Annotated in this window: 20 protein-coding genes and 2 pseudogenes; 11 read left to right on the forward strand and 11 right to left on the reverse strand. The window is 62.0% G+C overall.

Annotated elements, in window-relative coordinates; genetic code table 11:
* Nucleotides 1-67 precede the first annotated feature (67 nt).
* Entirely contained in the window at nt 68-376 is a 309-nt protein-coding gene (locus QTA57_RS04235; protein WP_290153820.1) for an HNH endonuclease family protein, read from the forward strand.
* A 16-nt stretch (nt 377-392) separates the two neighbouring features.
* Here the strand turns inward: QTA57_RS04235 and QTA57_RS04240 are convergent, their stop codons facing one another.
* Together QTA57_RS04240 and QTA57_RS04245 are read right to left on the reverse strand one after the other, a co-directional pair.
* Nucleotides 393-1013, reverse strand: coding sequence for an enoyl-CoA hydratase/isomerase family protein (locus QTA57_RS04240; RefSeq protein WP_290153822.1), 621 nt, complete (start codon nt 1011-1013; stop codon nt 393-395).
* On the reverse strand, nt 1010-1765 hold the full coding sequence (locus tag QTA57_RS04245; RefSeq protein ID WP_290153824.1) for an SDR family oxidoreductase: 756 nt from the start codon (nt 1763-1765) through the stop codon (nt 1010-1012). The genes QTA57_RS04240 and QTA57_RS04245 overlap by 4 nt, the downstream gene beginning before the upstream one ends.
* A 106-nt stretch (nt 1766-1871) precedes the next feature.
* On the opposite strand from QTA57_RS04245, the gene QTA57_RS04250 reads away from it, so the two are divergent.
* The 6 genes and pseudogenes from QTA57_RS04250 (at nt 1872) to lpxK (ending at nt 8236) form a co-directional block, all read left to right on the forward strand.
* A complete protein-coding gene (locus tag QTA57_RS04250; RefSeq protein ID WP_290153826.1) occupies nt 1872-3368 on the forward strand; it encodes a DUF2125 domain-containing protein in 1497 nt (498 codons plus the stop codon).
* 135 nt (nt 3369-3503) lie between these two features.
* Nucleotides 3504-4850 (forward strand): TldD/PmbA family protein, encoded by a 1347-nt coding sequence (locus QTA57_RS04255; protein ID WP_290153828.1) that lies wholly within the window; start codon nt 3504-3506, stop codon nt 4848-4850.
* A gap of 45 nt (nt 4851-4895) precedes the next feature.
* Nucleotides 4896-5627, forward strand: coding sequence for an inositol monophosphatase family protein (locus QTA57_RS04260; RefSeq protein WP_330696797.1), 732 nt, complete (start codon nt 4896-4898; stop codon nt 5625-5627).
* Nucleotides 5628-5691: 64 nt separating this feature from the next.
* A complete protein-coding gene (locus QTA57_RS04265) occupies nt 5692-5937 on the forward strand; it encodes a DUF4170 domain-containing protein (RefSeq protein ID WP_145213331.1) in 246 nt (81 codons plus the stop codon).
* Between the two features lie 9 nt (nt 5938-5946).
* Nucleotides 5947-7254: a 3-deoxy-D-manno-octulosonic acid transferase gene (locus tag QTA57_RS04270; protein WP_290153831.1), complete on the forward strand. Its 1308-nt coding sequence runs from the start codon at nt 5947-5949 to the stop codon at nt 7252-7254.
* Nucleotides 7254-8236: pseudogene (gene lpxK, locus QTA57_RS04275) on the forward strand (tetraacyldisaccharide 4'-kinase). Before QTA57_RS04270 ends, lpxK begins: the two are co-directional and overlap by 1 nt.
* Here lpxK and QTA57_RS04280 read toward each other — a convergent pair.
* Genes QTA57_RS04280 through QTA57_RS04290 form a run of 3 tightly spaced genes read right to left on the reverse strand, consistent with a single transcriptional unit; the run spans nt 8229 to nt 10488 of the window.
* Entirely contained in the window at nt 8229-9347 is a 1119-nt protein-coding gene (locus QTA57_RS04280; protein WP_290153833.1) for a CaiB/BaiF CoA transferase family protein, read from the reverse strand. The pseudogene lpxK and the gene QTA57_RS04280 sit on opposite strands and share 8 nt — an antisense overlap.
* Nucleotides 9344-10021, reverse strand: a complete 678-nt coding sequence (locus tag QTA57_RS04285) for a DsbA family protein (RefSeq protein ID WP_171559265.1) — start codon at nt 10019-10021, stop codon at nt 9344-9346. The genes QTA57_RS04280 and QTA57_RS04285 overlap by 4 nt, the downstream gene beginning before the upstream one ends.
* Nucleotides 10022-10032: 11 nt before the next feature.
* A complete protein-coding gene (locus tag QTA57_RS04290) occupies nt 10033-10488 on the reverse strand; it encodes a DUF721 domain-containing protein (RefSeq protein ID WP_330696748.1) in 456 nt (151 codons plus the stop codon).
* 183 nt (nt 10489-10671) lie between these two features.
* Between QTA57_RS04290 and mutY the strand changes: the two genes are divergently transcribed.
* Both mutY and QTA57_RS04300 read left to right on the forward strand, forming a co-directional pair.
* The gene (gene mutY / locus QTA57_RS04295) at nt 10672-11706 is read left to right on the forward strand and encodes an A/G-specific adenine glycosylase (RefSeq protein ID WP_290153836.1); all 1035 of its coding nucleotides are present in this window, start codon (nt 10672-10674) and stop codon (nt 11704-11706) included.
* A 53-nt stretch (nt 11707-11759) separates the two neighbouring features.
* Nucleotides 11760-12893: an alkane 1-monooxygenase gene (locus tag QTA57_RS04300; protein ID WP_171559259.1), complete on the forward strand. Its 1134-nt coding sequence runs from the start codon at nt 11760-11762 to the stop codon at nt 12891-12893.
* On the opposite strand, the gene QTA57_RS04305 is transcribed toward QTA57_RS04300, so the two are convergent.
* The 5 genes from QTA57_RS04305 to QTA57_RS04325 form a co-directional block, all read right to left on the reverse strand.
* Nucleotides 12890-13561 (reverse strand): cupin domain-containing protein, encoded by a 672-nt coding sequence (locus QTA57_RS04305; protein WP_290153839.1) that lies wholly within the window; start codon nt 13559-13561, stop codon nt 12890-12892. The genes QTA57_RS04300 and QTA57_RS04305 overlap by 4 nt on opposite strands.
* On the reverse strand, nt 13558-14130 hold the full coding sequence (locus QTA57_RS04310) for a TetR/AcrR family transcriptional regulator (protein ID WP_290153841.1): 573 nt from the start codon (nt 14128-14130) through the stop codon (nt 13558-13560). Before QTA57_RS04310 ends, QTA57_RS04305 begins: the two co-directional genes overlap by 4 nt.
* A gap of 139 nt (nt 14131-14269) precedes the next feature.
* Nucleotides 14270-15376 (reverse strand): site-specific DNA-methyltransferase, encoded by a 1107-nt coding sequence (locus tag QTA57_RS04315; protein ID WP_290153843.1) that lies wholly within the window; start codon nt 15374-15376, stop codon nt 14270-14272.
* A gap of 100 nt (nt 15377-15476) precedes the next feature.
* Nucleotides 15477-16091, reverse strand: coding sequence for a ribonuclease HII (locus tag QTA57_RS04320; RefSeq protein ID WP_290153845.1), 615 nt, complete (start codon nt 16089-16091; stop codon nt 15477-15479).
* A gap of 93 nt (nt 16092-16184) precedes the next feature.
* Entirely contained in the window at nt 16185-16646 is a 462-nt protein-coding gene (locus QTA57_RS04325; protein ID WP_290153847.1) for a hypothetical protein, read from the reverse strand.
* 176 nt (nt 16647-16822) lie between these two features.
* Between QTA57_RS04325 and QTA57_RS04330 the strand changes: the two genes are divergently transcribed.
* On the forward strand, nt 16823-17116 hold the full coding sequence (locus QTA57_RS04330) for a hypothetical protein (RefSeq protein WP_290153849.1): 294 nt from the start codon (nt 16823-16825) through the stop codon (nt 17114-17116).
* Nucleotides 17088-17791 (forward strand): annotated as a pseudogene (locus QTA57_RS04335) (winged helix-turn-helix domain-containing protein). Before QTA57_RS04330 ends, QTA57_RS04335 begins: the two are co-directional and overlap by 29 nt.
* Nucleotides 17792-17852: 61 nt before the next feature.
* Here the strand turns inward: QTA57_RS04335 and QTA57_RS04340 are convergent.
* Entirely contained in the window at nt 17853-18143 is a 291-nt protein-coding gene (locus QTA57_RS04340; RefSeq protein ID WP_290153851.1) for a hypothetical protein, read from the reverse strand.
* Nucleotides 18144-18240: the final 97 nt, after the last annotated feature.

Consider the following 18240-nt stretch of genomic DNA (forward strand, 5'->3'; position numbering starts at 1 on the left):
GCCACCCTTGCCAAGAAGCAAAACTCCCTCAGTCTAATGACGAGGGATCGGCAAAAGGACAAGATAGATGGGGAAAGAGGCACCGATTTGCCCCCTATGTGATCGACCGATCCCCGAGGGCGTAAAGCAAAGCCTGCATCACCTGGTCCCGCGCCTGCGCGGCGGCAAGGGTGGACAGACAGTGCTGCTGCATCAGATTTGCCATAACGAAATCCATGCAACGCTGTCAGAGGCCGAGCTGGCCCGCAGCTACTCCACGGTCGCAGCGCTCAAAACCCATCCGCGGCTGGCCAAATTCATCGCCTGGGTGCAAAAGCGCCCGCCAGAGTTTCAGTCGAAAACCCCGGGCGGGCGGCGTGCCTGGAAACGGCGATAGCCCGGCCCGGGCGCGCTTAGCCGCAGAGCCGTTTGATCCCGCGCAGATTGGCCGCGTCGCCCGCCAAAGCATCCGCCGAAAGTATCCTGGCCGTCTCCAACAAAGCGTCCGGCGCAACAATCCGATCGATCAAGCCGAAGTTCAGCGCCTCCTCGGCGATCAGTTTTTGCCCGGCGAGCAACACCAGTTTCGTCCGCGCCGGTCCAATCAGGGCCGCCATGCGCTTCGGATCTGACGGCGGTGGCAGGAAACCAAGCTTGGCCACGGGATAGAAGAACTTCGCACTCGGCACCGCAATCCGCAAATCGCAAGCCAAGGCCATCCCAAACGCGCCACCGGCCAGTGTGCCATTCAGCGCCGCAATCGTCAGGCAAGACAGGGTCGCAATCGCGCCCGACGCCCGCTCCCAAACCGGCGAGGTCGCGAGCCCCGCCTTGGCCGCCTCCAAATCGGCACCGGCGCTGAACACCCGGTCTCCCGCCCCGGTAATGACCAACGCCCGCACGGTTTCGTCTTGCCCGGCCTCCTCAGCAATCTCGGCCAGATGCCGCAGCATCTCTTCGGTCAGGGAGTTGGCTTTGTCCGGACGGTTGAGCGTGACGGTCCACAACCCGCCGTCCCGGTCCAAATCGATCATGCGATCAACCCGATCTCGCGGCGCAGGCCTTCGTCCCGCAGCGAAAGCTCCGTCCCCAAATGCGTATCCGCCGCTGCCGAACACATCCAGACCAGCGCCTTGGCGGGCCATTCCGGCGGGATGTGATCGGACCAATCGAGTTCGCTCACAGGGTTCAATCCGCTCGATTTGATCTCGCGCTGCATCTCGGTGGCGACAGTGCCGGGCGACAGACCCATCGCGCGGATCCCATTCTCGGCCCCCTCCTTATGGGCACACATGGTCAACATCGCGGCCCCCGCCTTGGAGGTGCAGTAATGGCTCCACCCTTCGAGCGCGTTATGGGCAGCGCCCGAACTGATCGTGAGGATCGTACCGCCACCCCGCGCCATCATGCCGGGCATGGCCGCGCGCATGCCATAGAAGACGCCTTTGAGATTGATATCGATCACATGGCTCCACGCGTCCGGATCGGCCTCCGCCAGATGTGAGATCGGCTCGATCACACCGGCATTGTTGATCAACACATCAAGCCCGCCGAAGGTCTCTTCCGCGGCAGAGACTGCCGCCTCAACCTCCCAATACCGGCTCACATCGCAGGGTACGGCCAGGGCCTGGTCGCCAATTTCGCCGGCCAACTCCACCAAGCTCTCCCGCGACCGGGCCAAAAGCACCACATTGGCGCCCTCTGCTGCAAAGGCGCGGGCCGCCGCCGCGCCAATTCCCCGGCTCGCGCCGGTGATCATGATCGTTTTTCCGCTCAACTCACTCATATCATTCCCCTGTCGTCGCTGCCTGGCAGATGAGCCCTTGACGCCCCCTGGCCAGAGGCCGAACATCACCCGTGCAATTCACCCTTGGTAGGTCATTATGTCAAAGATGAAATCCCTTTCTATTAGCCTTTCTTTTGCGGCACTTACCGCCGCAGCCCCCGCATTCGCCGATGTCGATGCCCAAGAGCTTTGGGCCGAATGGCAAGCTCAAATCGCCGCAACCGGTCAGACGATGACCACGGAGTCGGTCACCGAAACCGCCGATGGCCTGGTCATCTCTGGGCTGACAACAACCAATGTGCAAGCCGATGTCACGTCAACCGGTAGCATCGATCAAGTTACCTTGACGGAGAATGCCGATGGCACGGTCAGCGTCGAGATGTCTGAGGTCTATCGCATCCGAACCCAAACCGATGCCGGAGCCGGACCGGCATTCGATGTCTCAATGGAAATGCGGCATCAGGGCCTTGAGGTGACTGTATCCGGCACACCAGCAGCGCGGCAATATGACTACTCAGCCGACAGCATGATTCTCACGACAGAACAGATCACGGTCGATGGTGAATCCGAGGGCATGTTCGATCTCGACTTCACGATTTCAGACCTCGTCGCACAATATCTCGTCGAAGGTGCAGATGTCGACGATGTGTCTTTCACCTCGACCAGCGAACTTGGCGGCATGACCGGCACCATTGACGCGGCGGCGCCAGATGGCGAAGCCGGGAACTTCAAACTGAGTTTCAATATGGGTGCAGCCACCTCGTCCGGGTCGGGCACCCTTGGCTCCATGGCGGCGCTCTCGCAAATGTCGAGCGGTGGCGTGCTTCCAGAAGATTTCGATCTTGAGGGTCAGGCCAGCTATGACCGGCTGAGCTATGAAATGACGTTCGAGGCACCCGGCACCAACTTCAACATGGCCTTTGCCAATGAAGGCGGCGATCTTGGTGTCGCCTTTGGCCCGAGCGGGCTAACCTATGATCTATCGAGCGAGAATGTCACCTCGACGGTGCAGACCTCGGAGTTCCCGCTCCCGATTGAAGTCAGTGCCGCATCCGCTGCGTTTTTGCTGACGATCCCAATGATGCCCGAGCCCGAGCCCTCCGACATGGCCCTGCGCCTCGACTACCAGGAGGTAACGGTCAATGACGCGCTTTGGGGCATGATCGACCCGGGCGCAGCCATTCCACGCGACCCCGCAACGCTGGTTTTGGATGTAACGGGCCAGGTGCAGATGCTCGTCAATCTGATGGCCGGTGATCCAAGCGCCTTCCAGGGCCCGCCGGGCGAGTTGCGTGATGTGACGTTGAACGAGCTTGAGGTGTCTGTGGCCGGTGCCTCGCTGACCGGTGAGGGCGATTTGGATTTTGCGCCGGGGCAGATGATTCCGCAGCCCGTGGGCGCGATTGATCTGCAACTCTCGGGCGCAAATGCGCTTATCGAGCGCTTGGTTGGCGCGGGTCTGCTACCGGCGCAGCAAGCGGCCATGTTCCAGGGCATGGCGGGCATGTTTGCCCGTCCCGGCGCGGCACCCGACACGCTAGAAACCACCATCGACTTCCTGCCCGGCGGCGGCATCACCGCCAATGGTGTTCCGCTGCAATAAGCGGATCTGACACGAATAAACCGCCCGGTGCCCGTCTGCGGCCCGGGCGGTTTCCTTTGACACGATCTTGCGCCTCCGCCGCGCGCGCCCTAGGTCACAAGCCAACGCGCACCGCCTTGGCAGGACATTCTTCATATGACCCGATCCCTTTCCGACCTCACCTCCGATCTCCTCGCCGCAGCCAGCAAGGCCGGCGCAGAGGCCGCCGATGCGATTGCGGTCGATGGAACCTCGATCTCGATCGACGTCCTGAACGGGAAGCTGGAGCAGGCCGAACGATCCGAGGGCGTCGAGATCGGCCTGCGTGTGCTGGTTGGCGCGCGGCAAGCTTGCGTATCTGCATCCGACATCAACCCCGCAACTCTGACAGAGATGGCCGACCGCGCCGTGGCGATGGCGCGTCTTGCACCCGAAGACCCCACCATCGGCTTGGCCGATCCCGACCAGCTGGCCACAAGCTGGGATGCAGACGCCCTTGATTTGATCGACCCAAGCGCCGAGCCAGCGCCCGCTGCCCTGGAAGAGGCCGCGCGCCAAGCCGAGGCTGCCGCCCTGGCCGTTAAGGGCATCTCACAAGTGCAATCGGCAACGGCTGCCTATGGGCAGCGCCGCGTTCACCTCGCCGCGACCAACGGGTTTTCCGGCGGCTACGGGCGCACCGATCATGGGCTGAGCTGTGTCGCGATCACCGGCGCGGGCACCGAGATGGAACGCGACTATTTCGGCGAAGGCCGAAGCCATGCCGAAGATATGATGAGCCCCGAAGAGGTCGGCCGCCTGGCTGCTGAACGCACCATTGCCCGCGCCGGGGCACGCAAACCGCCGACCGGGGCCTACCCGGTACTGTTTGACGAGCGGATCTCCTCCTCCCTAATCGGCCATTTGCTGCAAGCCTCCAACGGCACCTCCGTTGCACGGGGCGCATCTTGGCTCCGCGATGCTTTGGGCGAGATGGTTTTGCCCAAAGGTCTGACGATCCTGGAAGACCCGCACCGCCCGCGCGTAACCGGCTCCCGCCCGTTCGATGGCGAAGGTCTGCCGACCGCGAAACGCGAAATTGTCGCCGATGGCGTGCTGACCGGCTGGACCCTCGACCTCGCGACCGCGCGCAAGCTCAACATGACCTCCACCGGCAATGCCGCGCGCGGTACCTCCGCGCCACCGTCCCCCTCGGTGGGCAATATCGCACTGACCCAGGGCGCGGACAGCCAAGCCGACCTCTTGGCGCAAATGGGCACTGGCCTGATCATCACCTCGATGATCGGCTCCTCCATCAACCCGACCACCGGCGACTATTCGCGTGGAGCCACGGGCTTCTGGGTCGAGAACGGCGAGATCACCTATCCGGTCAATGAATGCACCGTTGCGGGCAATCTGCGCGAGATGCTGCGCACAATCACGCCGGCCAATGACGCTCGGACGCATCTGTCCCGCGTCGTACCCTCGCTTTTGGTCGAAGGATTGACGATTGCCGGGGCCTGAATCCGAGCTCGACCTGCTGATCGCCGCCGCGCGGATGCGGGCGACATCGCCGCCAGGCATTGGAAATCCGACCCGAAGACTTGGGAGAAATCCGGTGGCGAAGGCCCGGTCACCATCGCCGATCTCGAAGTTGACGAGATGCTGCGCGAGACGCTGACCGCCGCCCGCCCGGGCTATGGATGGCTCTCCGAGGAAACCCCCGATACTGCGGCCCGCCTCCACCAAGACAAAACCTTCATTGTCGATCCGATTGACGGCACGCGTGCCTTTATCGATGGCTCGCGCAATTTCGCCCATTCCATTGCGTTGGCAGATCGCGGGCGGGTCATCGCCGCTGTCGTCTATCTGCCGGTCAAAGACCAGCTTTTCGCCGCCGCACTCGACCAGGGGGCCACCTTGAACGGTGAGACCCTTCAGGCCTCACATCGCGAAGACGAGGCTGGCGCCACGGTTCTAACGGCCAAGCCCAATCTCAAACCTGGGCTCTGGCCTGGCGGTCCGCCACCGGTCACGCCGCAATTTCGCTCTTCTCTGGCCTATCGGCTGGCTGTGGTCGGCCAAGGCCGGTTCGACGGGATGATCACGCTTCGCGACAGTTGGGAATGGGATATTGCCGCCGGCGCGCTGATCGTGACCGAAGCGGGCGGTGCAATCTCGGACCGTCACGGCGCGACGCTTCGCTTCAACAACCCCACGCCACAACTGCCCGGCGTTTTGGCCGCCGCGCCGCAAATCCATCGGCAGTTCCTGGCGCGTCTGACCCCGCCTCAAGCTTGACGCCTCACCCCATATCCGTAGGGTGCCCGCAAATTTGACCCCTTCACCATAAGGCCGCGCATTCATGACCCAACGCTTGCACCTTGTCTTTGGCGGCGAGTTGATCGACCCCGCCAAAAGCGAATTCAAGAACCCTGATGACATTCATTTGGTCGGCATGTTCCCGAATTATGCCAGCGCCTATAACGCCTGGAAATCCGAGGCGCAGCGCACGGTCGACAACGCCCATATGCGCTATTTCATCGCCCATATTCACCGTCTGCGCGACGAAGAAACCGAGGCCTCGCCAACCGAAGAGCTTGGCGGGTAAGCCGGCGCGATGGGCCATTCTCTGGCGCTTCGTCTCTACCTGATGTTTTCGGCCCGCGCCGAAGGCTTCGCGGAGCGTAAGCTGGCCCAACGCCTTGCCATCGGCAAAGAAGACGCCGACCGGCTGGATGAGCGTCGCGGGATCGCATCACGGGACCGCCCGGATGGGCCGCTGATCTGGTTTCATGCCGCCAGCGTCGGCGAGTCACTGGCCTTGCTGGAGTTGATCCGCCGTTTGACCGAAGAACGGCCTGAGACCCACATTCTGGTCACCACCGGCACGGTCACCTCCGCAAACGTTATGGCGCAACGGCTACCAGATCGGGCGGTACATCAATACGCGCCGCTCGACGCCTTGCCCTTTGTCCGCCGGTTCCTGGATCATTGGCGACCTGATCTGGCGGTCTGGACCGAGAGCGAGCTTTGGCCCGCGCTGATCACTGAAACCGATGCGCGCGACATCCCGATGCTGTTGATCAATGCGCGAATGTCGAAGGCCAGCCATGACAAATGGCGGTTTCTCCGCGGCATGGCCGAAAATCTGCTCCGCCGGTTTCGCCATGCCCATGTGCAAGACGATGTGACCTCAGCCTATCTGCGCCGCCTCGGATTGCCTGGTAGACGCCTGGAAGTGACCGGCACGCTCAAAGAAGGGGCGGCCGCTTTGCCCTATGAGGAAAGCGAGCGGGAGCGGATTGCCTCCCGACTGTCGGGCCGCCCGGTCTGGCTTGCGGCGTCGACCCATGAGGGCGAAGAAAAGAAGGTGCTTGAGGCCCATAATCTGGCCCTGCGCGCCAATCCACGCCTGCTGCTGATCTTGGTGCCGCGCCATGCCGATCGGGGCGACGCGGTGGCCGAGCTGCTGCAATCCGATGGCTGGAGCTATGTGCGCCGCACCGCCGAAGAGCTGCCGGATGGCGATACGCAGGTCTATCTTGCCGACACGATGGGCGAGCTTGGGCTTTGGTATCGGGTCTCCCCAATCAGCTTTGTCGGTGGGTCGCTGGAACCGATTGGCGGGCATAACCCGTTTGAGCCCGCAGCCCTAGGCTCGGCCATTTTGCACGGACCCTATGTCACCAATTTCGTCGATATCTACCAACGCTTGACTGAAGCGAAGGCCGCACGACTGATCTCCGCGCCCGACAGCCTCGCCGCCGCCATCAATGATCTGATGAACCCAGATCGCGCCGCCGCAATGGCTAATGCCGCGTGGGAGGTTTCCTCTTCCGGCGCGGATGTCACCGATATCGCAGTCGATTTGCTGCTTGAGACCCTCGACGCCCCGGCGCAGGCGCGCGTCGCGGACCAAAGCTGATGCAACCGCCGGGGTTTTGGCATCGTCCGCCAGGGTTTGTGTCGACACTGCTCGCCCCCTGGGCGCGCTCTATGCTGCCGGCACCGCTTGGCGGCTGAAACGCGGGGCCCGGGCCCGCGTCGGCGTGCCGGTGATCTGCGTCGGCAATATCAACGCGGGCGGCACCGGCAAGACCCCAACCGTCATCGCCCTGACCGAACGGCTCCGTACCCTTGGCCACACACCCCATGTCGTCAGCCGAGGCTATGGCGGGACGTTGGAAGGCCCGGTGCAAGTATCAGAGGCCGATCACATAGCCGCTGAGACCGGCGATGAGCCGCTGCTTCTCGCCGCCTTCCTGCCCACTTGGGTCGCGAAAGACCGGGCCGCAGGTGCTCGCGCGGCGGTGGCGGCAGGGGCAGATGTCATTGTGCTGGACGATGGGTTTCAGAACCCCGCCCTCGCCCATGACCTTTCGCTTGTGGTGGTTGATGCGACGCGCGGGTTTGGCAATGGCAAAACCCTCCCCGCCGGGCCACTACGCGAGCCAGTGGCCACCGGCCTCGCGCGCGCTGATCTGCTGCTCTCGATTAGGCCGGGCCCGGCGCAAGCCGCGTTTCGGCAAAGCTGGGCCGATGACATATCACTGCCCCATCTGACCGCGCGACTTGAGCCGCTTCCAACCGGCCTACCGCTGACCGGCTTGCCGGTTCTGGCCTTTGCCGGCATCGGGCACCCCGAGAAGTTCTTCGCCACGCTCCGCGCCTTGGGTGCAGATCTGATCCGTGCCGAAGCACTTGCCGATCATCAACCGCTGACCGACACGCTGATGGCCCGACTGCAGAAGGAGGCCAAGCTGCGGGGCGCTCAGCTTGTAACGACCGAAAAAGACGCCGTGCGCTTGCCACAAGCCTTCCGGCAATCGGTGATGACCGTGCCCGTTCGGCTGGTGTTCGATGATCCCGCGCCGCTTGATGCCGCGCTGGAACACCTGTTCAACTAGGGTCATCCTCGCCCAATTTCGGGGCTGGGCGGTGGAGCGCGATCTCCGCGTCTGAGAACCGAAACGGCGGGCGGACACCAGGCACACCGTCCAACTCGATCTGCAAACCCCGCGCTTGCACCTGCGGGTCGGCAAAAACCTCGGCCAGATCGTTGATCGGCCCGGCGGGCACCCCTTCGGCCTCGCAGGTCGCCAGAAGCGTGGCTTTGCTGCGCGCCCGCGTCGCTTCGCTCAGCCGCCGCGTCATCTCATCGCGATGGGCGATCCGATCCGCATTGGTCAGGTAATCCGGGTCTTCGGCCATATCCTCCAACCCCAAAACGCGACAAAGACGGCGATATTGCGCGTCATTGCCGGTCGCGATGATCAGCCAGCCATCGGCGCAATCAAACACCTGATAGGGCGTCAAATTCTGATGCGCATTGCCGATCCGCCCAGGCGCCTCGCCAGTCACCAGATAGTTCATCGCCTGATTGGCGGTGAAAGCGGTCGCCACGTCCAGCAAAGCCATATCAATATGCTGGCCCTTACCCGTCGTCGCCCGCTGATGCAGCGCCGCCAAAACCGCATTTGTGGTGTAAAGCCCAGTCAGAATATCGGTAACCGCAATGCCGACCTTTTGCGGTTGCCCTTCGGGGTCACCCGTGACCGACATGATCCCGCTCATACCTTGGATGATATAATCATAGCCCGCGCGATGCGCATAAGGCCCGGTCTGCCCAAAACCAGTGATCGAGCAATAAATCAGCCCCGGATTGAGCATCTTCAGACTGTCATAGTCGAGCCCATATTTCGCCAACCCGCCAAGCTTGAAATTCTCGATCAGAATATCCGCCTCGGCGGCCAGCGCACGCACCTTGGCCTGCCCCTCGGCGGTGCGGAAATCGGCAATGACCGAGCGTTTGCCGCGATTGCAGGCATGGAAATAGGCGGCCGAGACATCGCCATCCCGCTCAACGAAGGGCGGCCCCCAGCGGCGCGTGTCATCCCCTTCGGGGGCCTCAACCTTGGTGACCTCTGCGCCCAGATCCGCAAGCGTTTGACCGGCCCAAGGGCCGGCCAGGATACGCGCCAATTCCAGAACTTTGACGCCCGCAAGCGGCGCCGTCATTGGGCGGCAGCCAACCGTTCATCCAGGATCTCGGCAAAGCTTGCATAGCTCATATTGCTATACATTTCGCCATCGATGATGAAAGACGGCGTGCCGGTGACATTGTGCTCCGCTTGATGGCCCTCATAGCGGTCGATCAAGGCCTGGGCCATATCGCCATCGGTCAGGCAGGCTTCAAGCTCCGCCTCGCCCAGACCGACCGAACGGCCAATGCGGCGCAGGTTCTCGGCCACTGTCGCAGGCTCACCTTGAACCCATTCCCGCTGCGTCCCGTAAATCCGGTCCACCACGGCGAAATACCGATCCGGGCCCGCGCACCGCGCGACCATCGTCGCCCACAGGCCGAAGCGGTCGAAATACACCTCCCGATGGATGAACCGAACCTGACCGGTATCGATGTAGTTCGCCTTGATCTGCGGATAGACATCCTCATGGAAACTCGCGCAATGCGGGCAGGTGAAGGAGGCATATTCGATCACCGTTACCGGCGCGTCCTCCGCCCCGACGGCCATTTCGACGATTTCAGGCACCGCTGCGTCAGCGGTCTGCGCGCCAGCGGCACCGACCGGTGGCAAAAGCGGGCTTTGCTGGCCCTGCCACGGTCCAAACAGCGCCGCGCCACCAATGGCGAGGCCCGTGGCCCCCAATCCGGTCAGAATAATCCTGCGCTTCATCAGTCGCTCCTTCAGGGTTTCGAATGGGTCATTATGTTGCGGGCCAGCCGCTCCAGCGCGGCCTTAAGCTCGGGGCTTTCCACCCCCTCGGCGGCGGCTTTGGCGGCGGCATCAATCTCTGGGCGCGGGGCGGGCGCGGCTTTCGGCTTGGCGGTGAAGGCAACGCGGCCTTCGGAAAACCCGGTCGCCGCCGTCTGTGTGATCTGGACGCGCGAGACAGCGCGATAGCCGTAACAGGCGTTCACCCGATCTTTGATCTGCTCTTTCTGCATCTCCAGCACCGGCGCATGCGCCCCGATCGTCAACAGCACGAGCGTGCCGCCCAACGTACCGCCACGCCCATGGCTGATCTTGACCGGCTGCGCGATTTGCGCGGTCTCGTCACCGACAATCTCTGCCCAATGGGTCAACAGCTTGGCTTCCGAAAACCCACGCTTCTCAAACGGTCCGCGCAATTGCCCCGCCACCAGCCGGCTTGCGGGCTGAAAACCACGGCCCTTTCGCGGGCGAGAGGTTGGCGTTGACGCGGCCATATGAATGCTCGGACTTTCCTTGCTTGAAGATCAATGTATCTGTGGTGCAGATGTCATCCAATAACAAGCCAAAGAGCGGGCAGATAAACCTTGCGTGATCAGCAAAAAAGCGCGGCATTGCTGGACTGGTACGATGCCCATGCGCGCGATTTACCCTGGCGGGTCGGACCCTCGAAACATCAAGAAAACAAGGGGCCAGATCCCTATCGCGTGTGGCTGTCCGAGATCATGCTGCAACAGACCACGGTTGCCGCCGTCAAATCCTATTTCGAGCGCTTCACATTGCTCTGGCCGACAGTTTCTGACCTCGCGGCGGCCGAAGATAGCGTGGTTATGGGGGAATGGGCCGGTCTGGGCTATTACGCCCGCGCACGAAACCTATTGAAATGCGCCCGCGTGGTGGCAAACGAGTTCGACGGCCACTTCCCCGACACCGAAGCCGCACTGCTGGAGCTGCCGGGTATCGGGCCTTATACCGCCGCCGCCATCGCCGCGATCGCATTTGATCGCCCGGCGGTCGTTATGGATGGCAATGTGGAACGGGTCATGGCGCGGCTCTTTGCCATCGAAACGCCCTTGCCTGCGGCCAAACCGGAGTTGAAGGCCCTGGCTGCACGACTCACGCCGCAGGCCCGCCCAGGCGATCATGCGCAAGCGGTGATGGATCTGGGCGCGACCATCTGCACACCTCGGAACCCGGCTTGCGGTATCTGCCCGCTGCGGGAGCCATGCGCCGCGCGGGCCAAGGGGATCGCCGTGGATCTCCCGCGCAAATCTCCGAAGAAACCGAAACCAACCCGCCAAGGCATCGCCTATCTTGCCTTGCGGGAGGATGGCGCCTGGCTTCTGGAAACCCGGCCTGACAAAGGGTTGCTTGGCGGTATGCTCGGCTGGCCTGGTACGGATTGGCGTGAGGCTGCCGCGCCGGAAGCGCCTCCGCTCAAGGCTGATTGGCACGATCCGGGCGGCGAGGTCCGCCACACCTTCACCCATTTCCACCTGCGTCTGGCGCTGCGTGTCGCCTTGGTGCCGATGGAGGCGACACCAGATCGTGGCGCATTCTTGCCACGCGCCCAATTTCGGCCATCCGACCTTCCAACCGTGATGCGCAAGGCCTTTGACCTTGCGCAAGGCAGCGTTGCCAAAGATTGAGATCATCGGCGGACTGCGGCACACTACGCCCGAACCCAGGCATGGAGACCCCGATGATCCCCGCTGCTCAAGTCGCCAAACTACAAAATGCGCTGCCCTTCTGGCTATCGCTTTGCCTGATCCCGCTGATCATCTTTGTCGCCAATCAGGGCGGCTGGTGGCTGCTCCTGATGCCGCTCTCGACCTGGTGGCTGTTCACCATGCTGGATGCCGCGACCGGGCTGAACCTGGAAAACGCCGATCTAGAGACCCGCGAGGAAGATCTCTTTTGGTATCGGCTGGTCACGCTGATCTGGTTCCCTCTGCAGTTCTGCGTGATTTTCGGGATGATCTGGTATGTCTCTGTCACCGACCACCTGAACGTGCTTGAGCAAATCCTGCTCTTTTTCGGCGTCGGCGTGATCTCCGGCACAATTGGCATCAATTACAGCCATGAGCTTATGCATCAGAAGAGCAAGGCCGAGCGCTGGCTGGGCGATCTGCTCCTCGCCACCGTGCTCTATTCCCATTTCCGGTCCGAGCATCTTCTGGTCCATCACCGCTATGTCGGCACCAATCGCGACCCGGTGACGGCGCGCTATAACGAAGGCTTCCACCGCTTCTTCCCGCGCGTGCTGATCGAATGTTGGCGCTCGGCCTTCCGCGCCGAGAAAGCGATGCTGGCGCGCAAGGGCCTACCCTGGACCGATCTCTCCAACCCGTTCTGGCGCTATTGGGCCTTGCAAGGCGGCTTCCTTCTGCTGGCTTTTGCAATCGGCGGCACCGCGGGCGTGGCGCTCTTCATCTACCAAGCCTTCATCGCGATTTGGCAGCTAGAGCTGACCAACTATGTCGAACATTACGGCCTGACCCGGAAACATCTCGGCGACGGGAAATACGAACATGTCCTGCCGCGCCATTCCTGGAACGCGGCGCATAAGGCCTCAAACTGGCTCCTGATCAACCTGCAGCGCCATTCCGATCACCATTACAAACCCGACCGCCGCTTCCCGCTTCTGCAGAACTATACTGAAGCCGACGCGCCGCAATTGCCCTTCGGCTACCCGGTGATGACCGCCGCGGCGATGATCCCGCCAGTTTACAAGCGGATGATGAACCCGCGCGTCAAGAAATGGCGGCAGATGTATTACCCCGAAATCACCGACTGGCACCCTTACAACAAGGCGCTGCACCCCGCCCCGCGTTAGGCTGCCTGCACCATCGGCAAATGTCCGGTCTTCACATAGATCAAGCAGCCCTCGTCCGACCACGGATTGTGTTGCGACAGATGCGGGCTTCTGATCCAGCTACCCGCCGGATAGTCACCATGCTCGTCCTGAAACGTCCCCTCGATCACGAAAATCTCTTCGCCGCCCCAATGGGCGTGCTGGGCGAATTTCGTCCCCGGCGCCCAGCGCACCAGTGCCACGTTTTCGCCCGTCACCGAATGCAGCGGTAGAACCGTCAGCCCCGGAACCGATCCGGGCAGAAACGCTGCCGTCTTCGTATCGATCACCTTCTGTTCGGTATCCGCCGCATCGAATTGATGGAGCTTCACCAAGATCGTGCAACCCTCGGGCCCGATATGCGGTCGATGTGAGGTGCCGATCGGGTTGCGGACATAGCTGCCGACCGGGTAATCGCCGCTTTCATCGGAGAAGACGCCGTCCAGCACCAGATATTCTTCGCCACCGCCATGGGTATGGGCGTCAAACTGGCTGTTCGGGGCGAAGCGCACGATGGTTGTAGCGCGCGCCACCTCATCGCCGATCCGGTCGAGCATCATCCGCTCGACCCCACTCGCGGGCGAGGAAACCCAGGCATAATCCTCGGGCCGGATCACCACACGTTCGGAAAAATCCGCGTTCACTTTCATGCTCTCTCTCCTGTCTCAATCCGCCCCCGCAAGAGCGCCACGGCCTCATCGAACCGCGCCGGCGATACACTCGCCCGCGCCACAATCTGTGCCCCCTCCACAAGGGCAAAACACGCCGCTGCCTCGGCCTTCGGGTCGGTGACGCCCAAGACCGATCCATCCTCTTGGGCGCGTCGAAACAGGGCCTCCAACCAAGCGACTGATCGCGTGCGGAAAGCTTCAACCAGGGTTTGCGTCGCTGGCGGAATCGCATCGCGCAGGGCGCTGAAGGCAACGCAAAGACAAACCGCCTCACCACCTTTCAAAGCGTCACGATAGAGCGCCAGATAGCCGTCAAGAGCCGCGCCTGCGGTCGGTTCTTCAACCAAGTCCGCGAGATCATCGAAAAACCGGTCGGAATAAACCTGCATCAGCCGTTCCGCCAAATCCGCCTTGGTCGGGAAGTGATAATGCACGCTGGCCTTCCGAATGCCGGCGCCGGCCGCCAGATCGGCAAAGCTGAACCCGTCATAGCCGCGGCTTCGCGCCAGATCCTCCGCATGGGTTAGAAGTGTGGTTTGCGTATCCATGCCCACCTACTAATAGGTAGGTGTCAGAATGACCAGACACATACCCGTGAAAAAACCCCGCCAGTCTTGGGACCAGCGGGGTAAGGGTCGTGCCTGACCCCAAGGGGCCGCAGGCACGGGCGGTATTCTTTTGAAGAGTTTAGCTCTGCATCTCCGAGCGGATCTGCTGGCGCAAGACATCGATCGACACGGTCTGCCCCTCGCGGCGGAAATGCCAATAGGTCCAGCCGTTGCAACTCGGCGCGCCTTCCAGCTTGGCCCCGACCTGATGGATCGAGCCTTTGGTATCCATCGCCACCAATGTGCCATCGGCGCGAATGCGCGCGCGGTGCCGCCCATTCAAGCTGGTCAGTTCTTCGCCCGGGTTCAACAACCCGCGCTCGACCACTTGGCCGAACGGCACCCGGGGCTCGGCCCGTTTGCTCTGCGAGACTTCGAGCGAGGCGCGGTCAAACTTCCGCACCTTTGAAATGCGTTTTTCGGCGATCTTGCGATATTTTTCTTCCCGCTCGATCCCGATGAAATCCCGGCCCAGCTTCTTGGCCACGGCCCCGGTGGTTCCGGTGCCAAAGAACGGGTCGAGCACCACATCGCCGGGATTCGTCGCCGCCACCAGGACCCGGTGCAACAAGCTTTCCGGCTTCTGTGTCGGATGCGCCTTGTCGCCCTTCTCATCCTTCAGCCGCTCGCCCCCATTGCAGATCGGCAGCACCCAGTCCGAGCGCATCTGAACACCCTCGTTCAGCGCCTTCAGCGCCTCATAATTGAAGATGTATTTCGCGCCTTCGGATTTCGACGCCCAAATCATCGTCTCATGGGCATTGGTTAGCCGCTTGCCGCGGAAATTCGGCATCGGGTTGGACTTCCGCCAGACCACGTCATTCAGGATCCAATAGCCTTGATCCTGCAACGCCGCGCCGACTCGAAAAATATTGTGATAACTGCCGATGACCCAAATCGCGCCATGCGGCTTCAAAAGCCGCTGCGCCGCTTTGAGCCACGCGCGGGTAAACGCGTCATAGACCGCGAAACTGTCAAACTGGTCCCAGGCGTCGTCGACCGCATCCACCAGGCTGTTATTCGGCCGGTGCAGATCGCCTTTCAACTGCAGGTTATAGGGCGGATCCGCGAAGATCAGATCGACGGATGCCTCGGGCAGACTGTTCATCGCCTCGATGCAGTCGCCGGACAGAATGGTGTTGAGCGGAAGCGATTTCGCCCCCGGGCCTTTGGTCTTTGTGGTCATCACTGCCTCTGTGATTGGCGCCTCTTTTGGGCGCTGATTTGTTATCCTCAAGGATGAGTCAAAGGCGATTCGGCGTCAAATTCTTTTTTGAATCAGAGGCTTAGTTATTTGCTTGATACAAGATATTGTGGACAGGTTTGAACGAACGCCTATGAGCGGGGGTCACACCCAAATCTCGCAGAGCGGCCAAATGCTCAGCCGTGCCATAACCCGCGTTCCGTTCCCAGCCATAGCCGGGATGCTGTTGCGCCAGTGCCACCATCACCCGGTCGCGCGCCACTTTCGCCACGATGGAGGCCGCCGCGATCGACAGGGATCGTGCGTCGCCTTTGATAAGCGTCGTCGCAGCGCAAGGCATATCCGGCGGCACCGCATTGCCATCGATGAGGGCATGAGATGGGGCATGGGGCAGCCCCTCCACCGCGCGGCGCATCGCCAGGAGAGACGCACCTCGGATGTTCAGAGCATCAATCTCATCGATATCCGCCCAGCCAATCGACACTTGAGCGACCTCATGCAGGGTGTCAAACAACACCTCCCGCTTTGCCTGAGGCACTTTCTTGGAATCGTTCAGCCCCTCCGGGATCGCACCCGGATCAAGCACCACAGCCGCCGCCGTCACTGGCCCGGCCAGCGGTCCACGCCCCACTTCATCGACACCGGCAACACTGCCGCCGAGAGCCCGTTCATGGGAGAAATCAGGTCCATCTTGCATGGGGCCAGAAACCACGCCGCGCGCCCCAGCACAAGCAAAGGCGGCGGTGTTTTCACACCGCCGCCCCCTGCCTCACTGCTCGTTATTCAAACGTCAATGGCGCCAGCCGGCCTCGCGATGCCAACCATTCTGCACCAGACACCGCCCACCATAGAGGTTGCGTGTGCCACGATAGGTTTGCACCCGCCGGATACATTCCGGCGGCAGCAACCCCGGACGGCGGACATTGTTCTGCATGCAGCGCGCACCATAGCCGCGCCGAACACCATTGCGGGTGTCGAACTCACGGAAACACCGGGCGGGTGCGACGCGCGGGCCGCGATGGCCACCGTTTCCAGCCCCGGGGCGCGGGCGTATGGGATCAGCCCGATGGTCATCATTGTTGTCCTGGATCGCGCGCCCGATGGCGTAAAGCGCGGCCAATCCGGCAAGCACACCAATGACATCCTCGGCATCGGCAGCGCGCGCCTGGTTCGGGGTTGCGGCCACGCTGGTGAACGCGAGGGCGAAAGTGAGAACCGCCACCATGGCGGATTTAGGGATATGTTTCAGCATGGGGTCCTCCAAGTGGTCAGTGCTGATCAAGGCGCCTCCATCATGGGAAACGCGATGACCCAACCCTCACCCGAAGCTCGAAAGTCGCTCAATAACGCCGCCCCGCTATCGGATAACCGGGCGCTCAACCCCTTGCCGTTATTGAATAACGGGTCAGTTTCGCCCATCGTGGCCTCATGAAACAGCGTTTGCATAAACTCGGGCTTGCTCTGGTCCTGGCGCTTGCCGCAGGGCCGCTGCACGCCGCGTGCTTTGCCGATTACAAAGCCAAGATGGATGACCCACTCCGGCTCCACTATGGTGTGATTGAACTGCCGGACAATGCCTGCGACCCAGGCGCGGCATTCAATGCCATCGCCCCACGCGTCGCGGCAGGCGGCTGGGAACTGCTGGAAGTGATGTCGATCTTCGACGAAACCGGGTTGGACGCAAGGAGGGGTGATGCAGGACAATTCTACCTCCGCTTCTGATACCCGCGCTGCCGGCACACGCGTGGTTCAGATCGGCATCGCCGCCATCGTCGTGATCCTCCTGGGCGCGGCGATCTTGCTGTTCCTCAACCTGCCCGATGCGAACGCCTTCAACGAACGTGTCGAGCGGATCTTTGTCGAGAATGACGCGCTGACATCAGGCGAGTCGATCCGCCTGCTGGAAGTCCTGGCGCAATCCGGCACCTCGTTTTCCGAAGTCTTGACCAGCTACCGCGCGATCATCTTCGTGCTGCTGGTCTTTGCCACGGCCCTGCTCATCGCCTGTCTTGTCTTCCTCGTCACGATCATCGCGCTCAACCGCCGAATGGGGGAGATTGAGCGCTCCGGCATTCAAGTCTCCTCCCTTATCCTCAGTCGCGAGGAACGGGTCGTGCTGCTCAACAACATGGAATTTAAACTGACCGATGCCGCGATGGAGACACTGTCGGTCCTGGCAGAGGCGCGCATGGATGACGATGTGCTCTCCGGCGCGGAGATCGAAGCCATGGTCTCTGGAAAGGACGCCGCCGATTGCGACGAAGCGGTCGGGGCGACGCGGATCAAACGCTTGCGCGACACGCTCGGAATCAGATGGTCAGCGAGCTTCTGGTGAAAAATATCGCCCGGCGCGGCTATATGCTTGCCATCGACAAAGACGTCATCCGCATGGTCTGACCCCACGAAAAAGGGCGCGACCAAATCGGCCGCGCCCTCAAAAATGGTCTAATCAATCAGCTCAGCAGTAAGGTGCGCCGCGGCCATAACCGCCCTGGTCGGTGATAGCGCCATTGTCGCTGTCGGTTACGCCGGTGAAAATACCGCCACCGCCACGCGGACAACTGCCGCTATCGGTCCAGGTGCCATTGTCCACGTCGGCGGCTTGCGCCTGCTGCGCGGTGCCGACAACAGTGGCCGCCGCACCACCAACCGCCATCAGGCCCAAAAAGCCCCGGCGACCGGTTGCACGTTCGGTGCTGATCTCTTTATCTGTCAGGCTCTTCAGCCCGTTTTTGCGTTCCTCGGACATACGTCCCTCCCGTATTAGGTAGCCTCAATGCTGCCTGGCGCGACCGTAGTTCAGCGACGGTCCCAACGTCAACGATAGTTGCCCTCTATTATGACTC

Source organism: Fontisubflavum oceani (assembly GCF_030407165.1).
GTDB lineage: Bacteria > Pseudomonadota > Alphaproteobacteria > Rhodobacterales > Rhodobacteraceae > Rhodophyticola > Rhodophyticola oceani.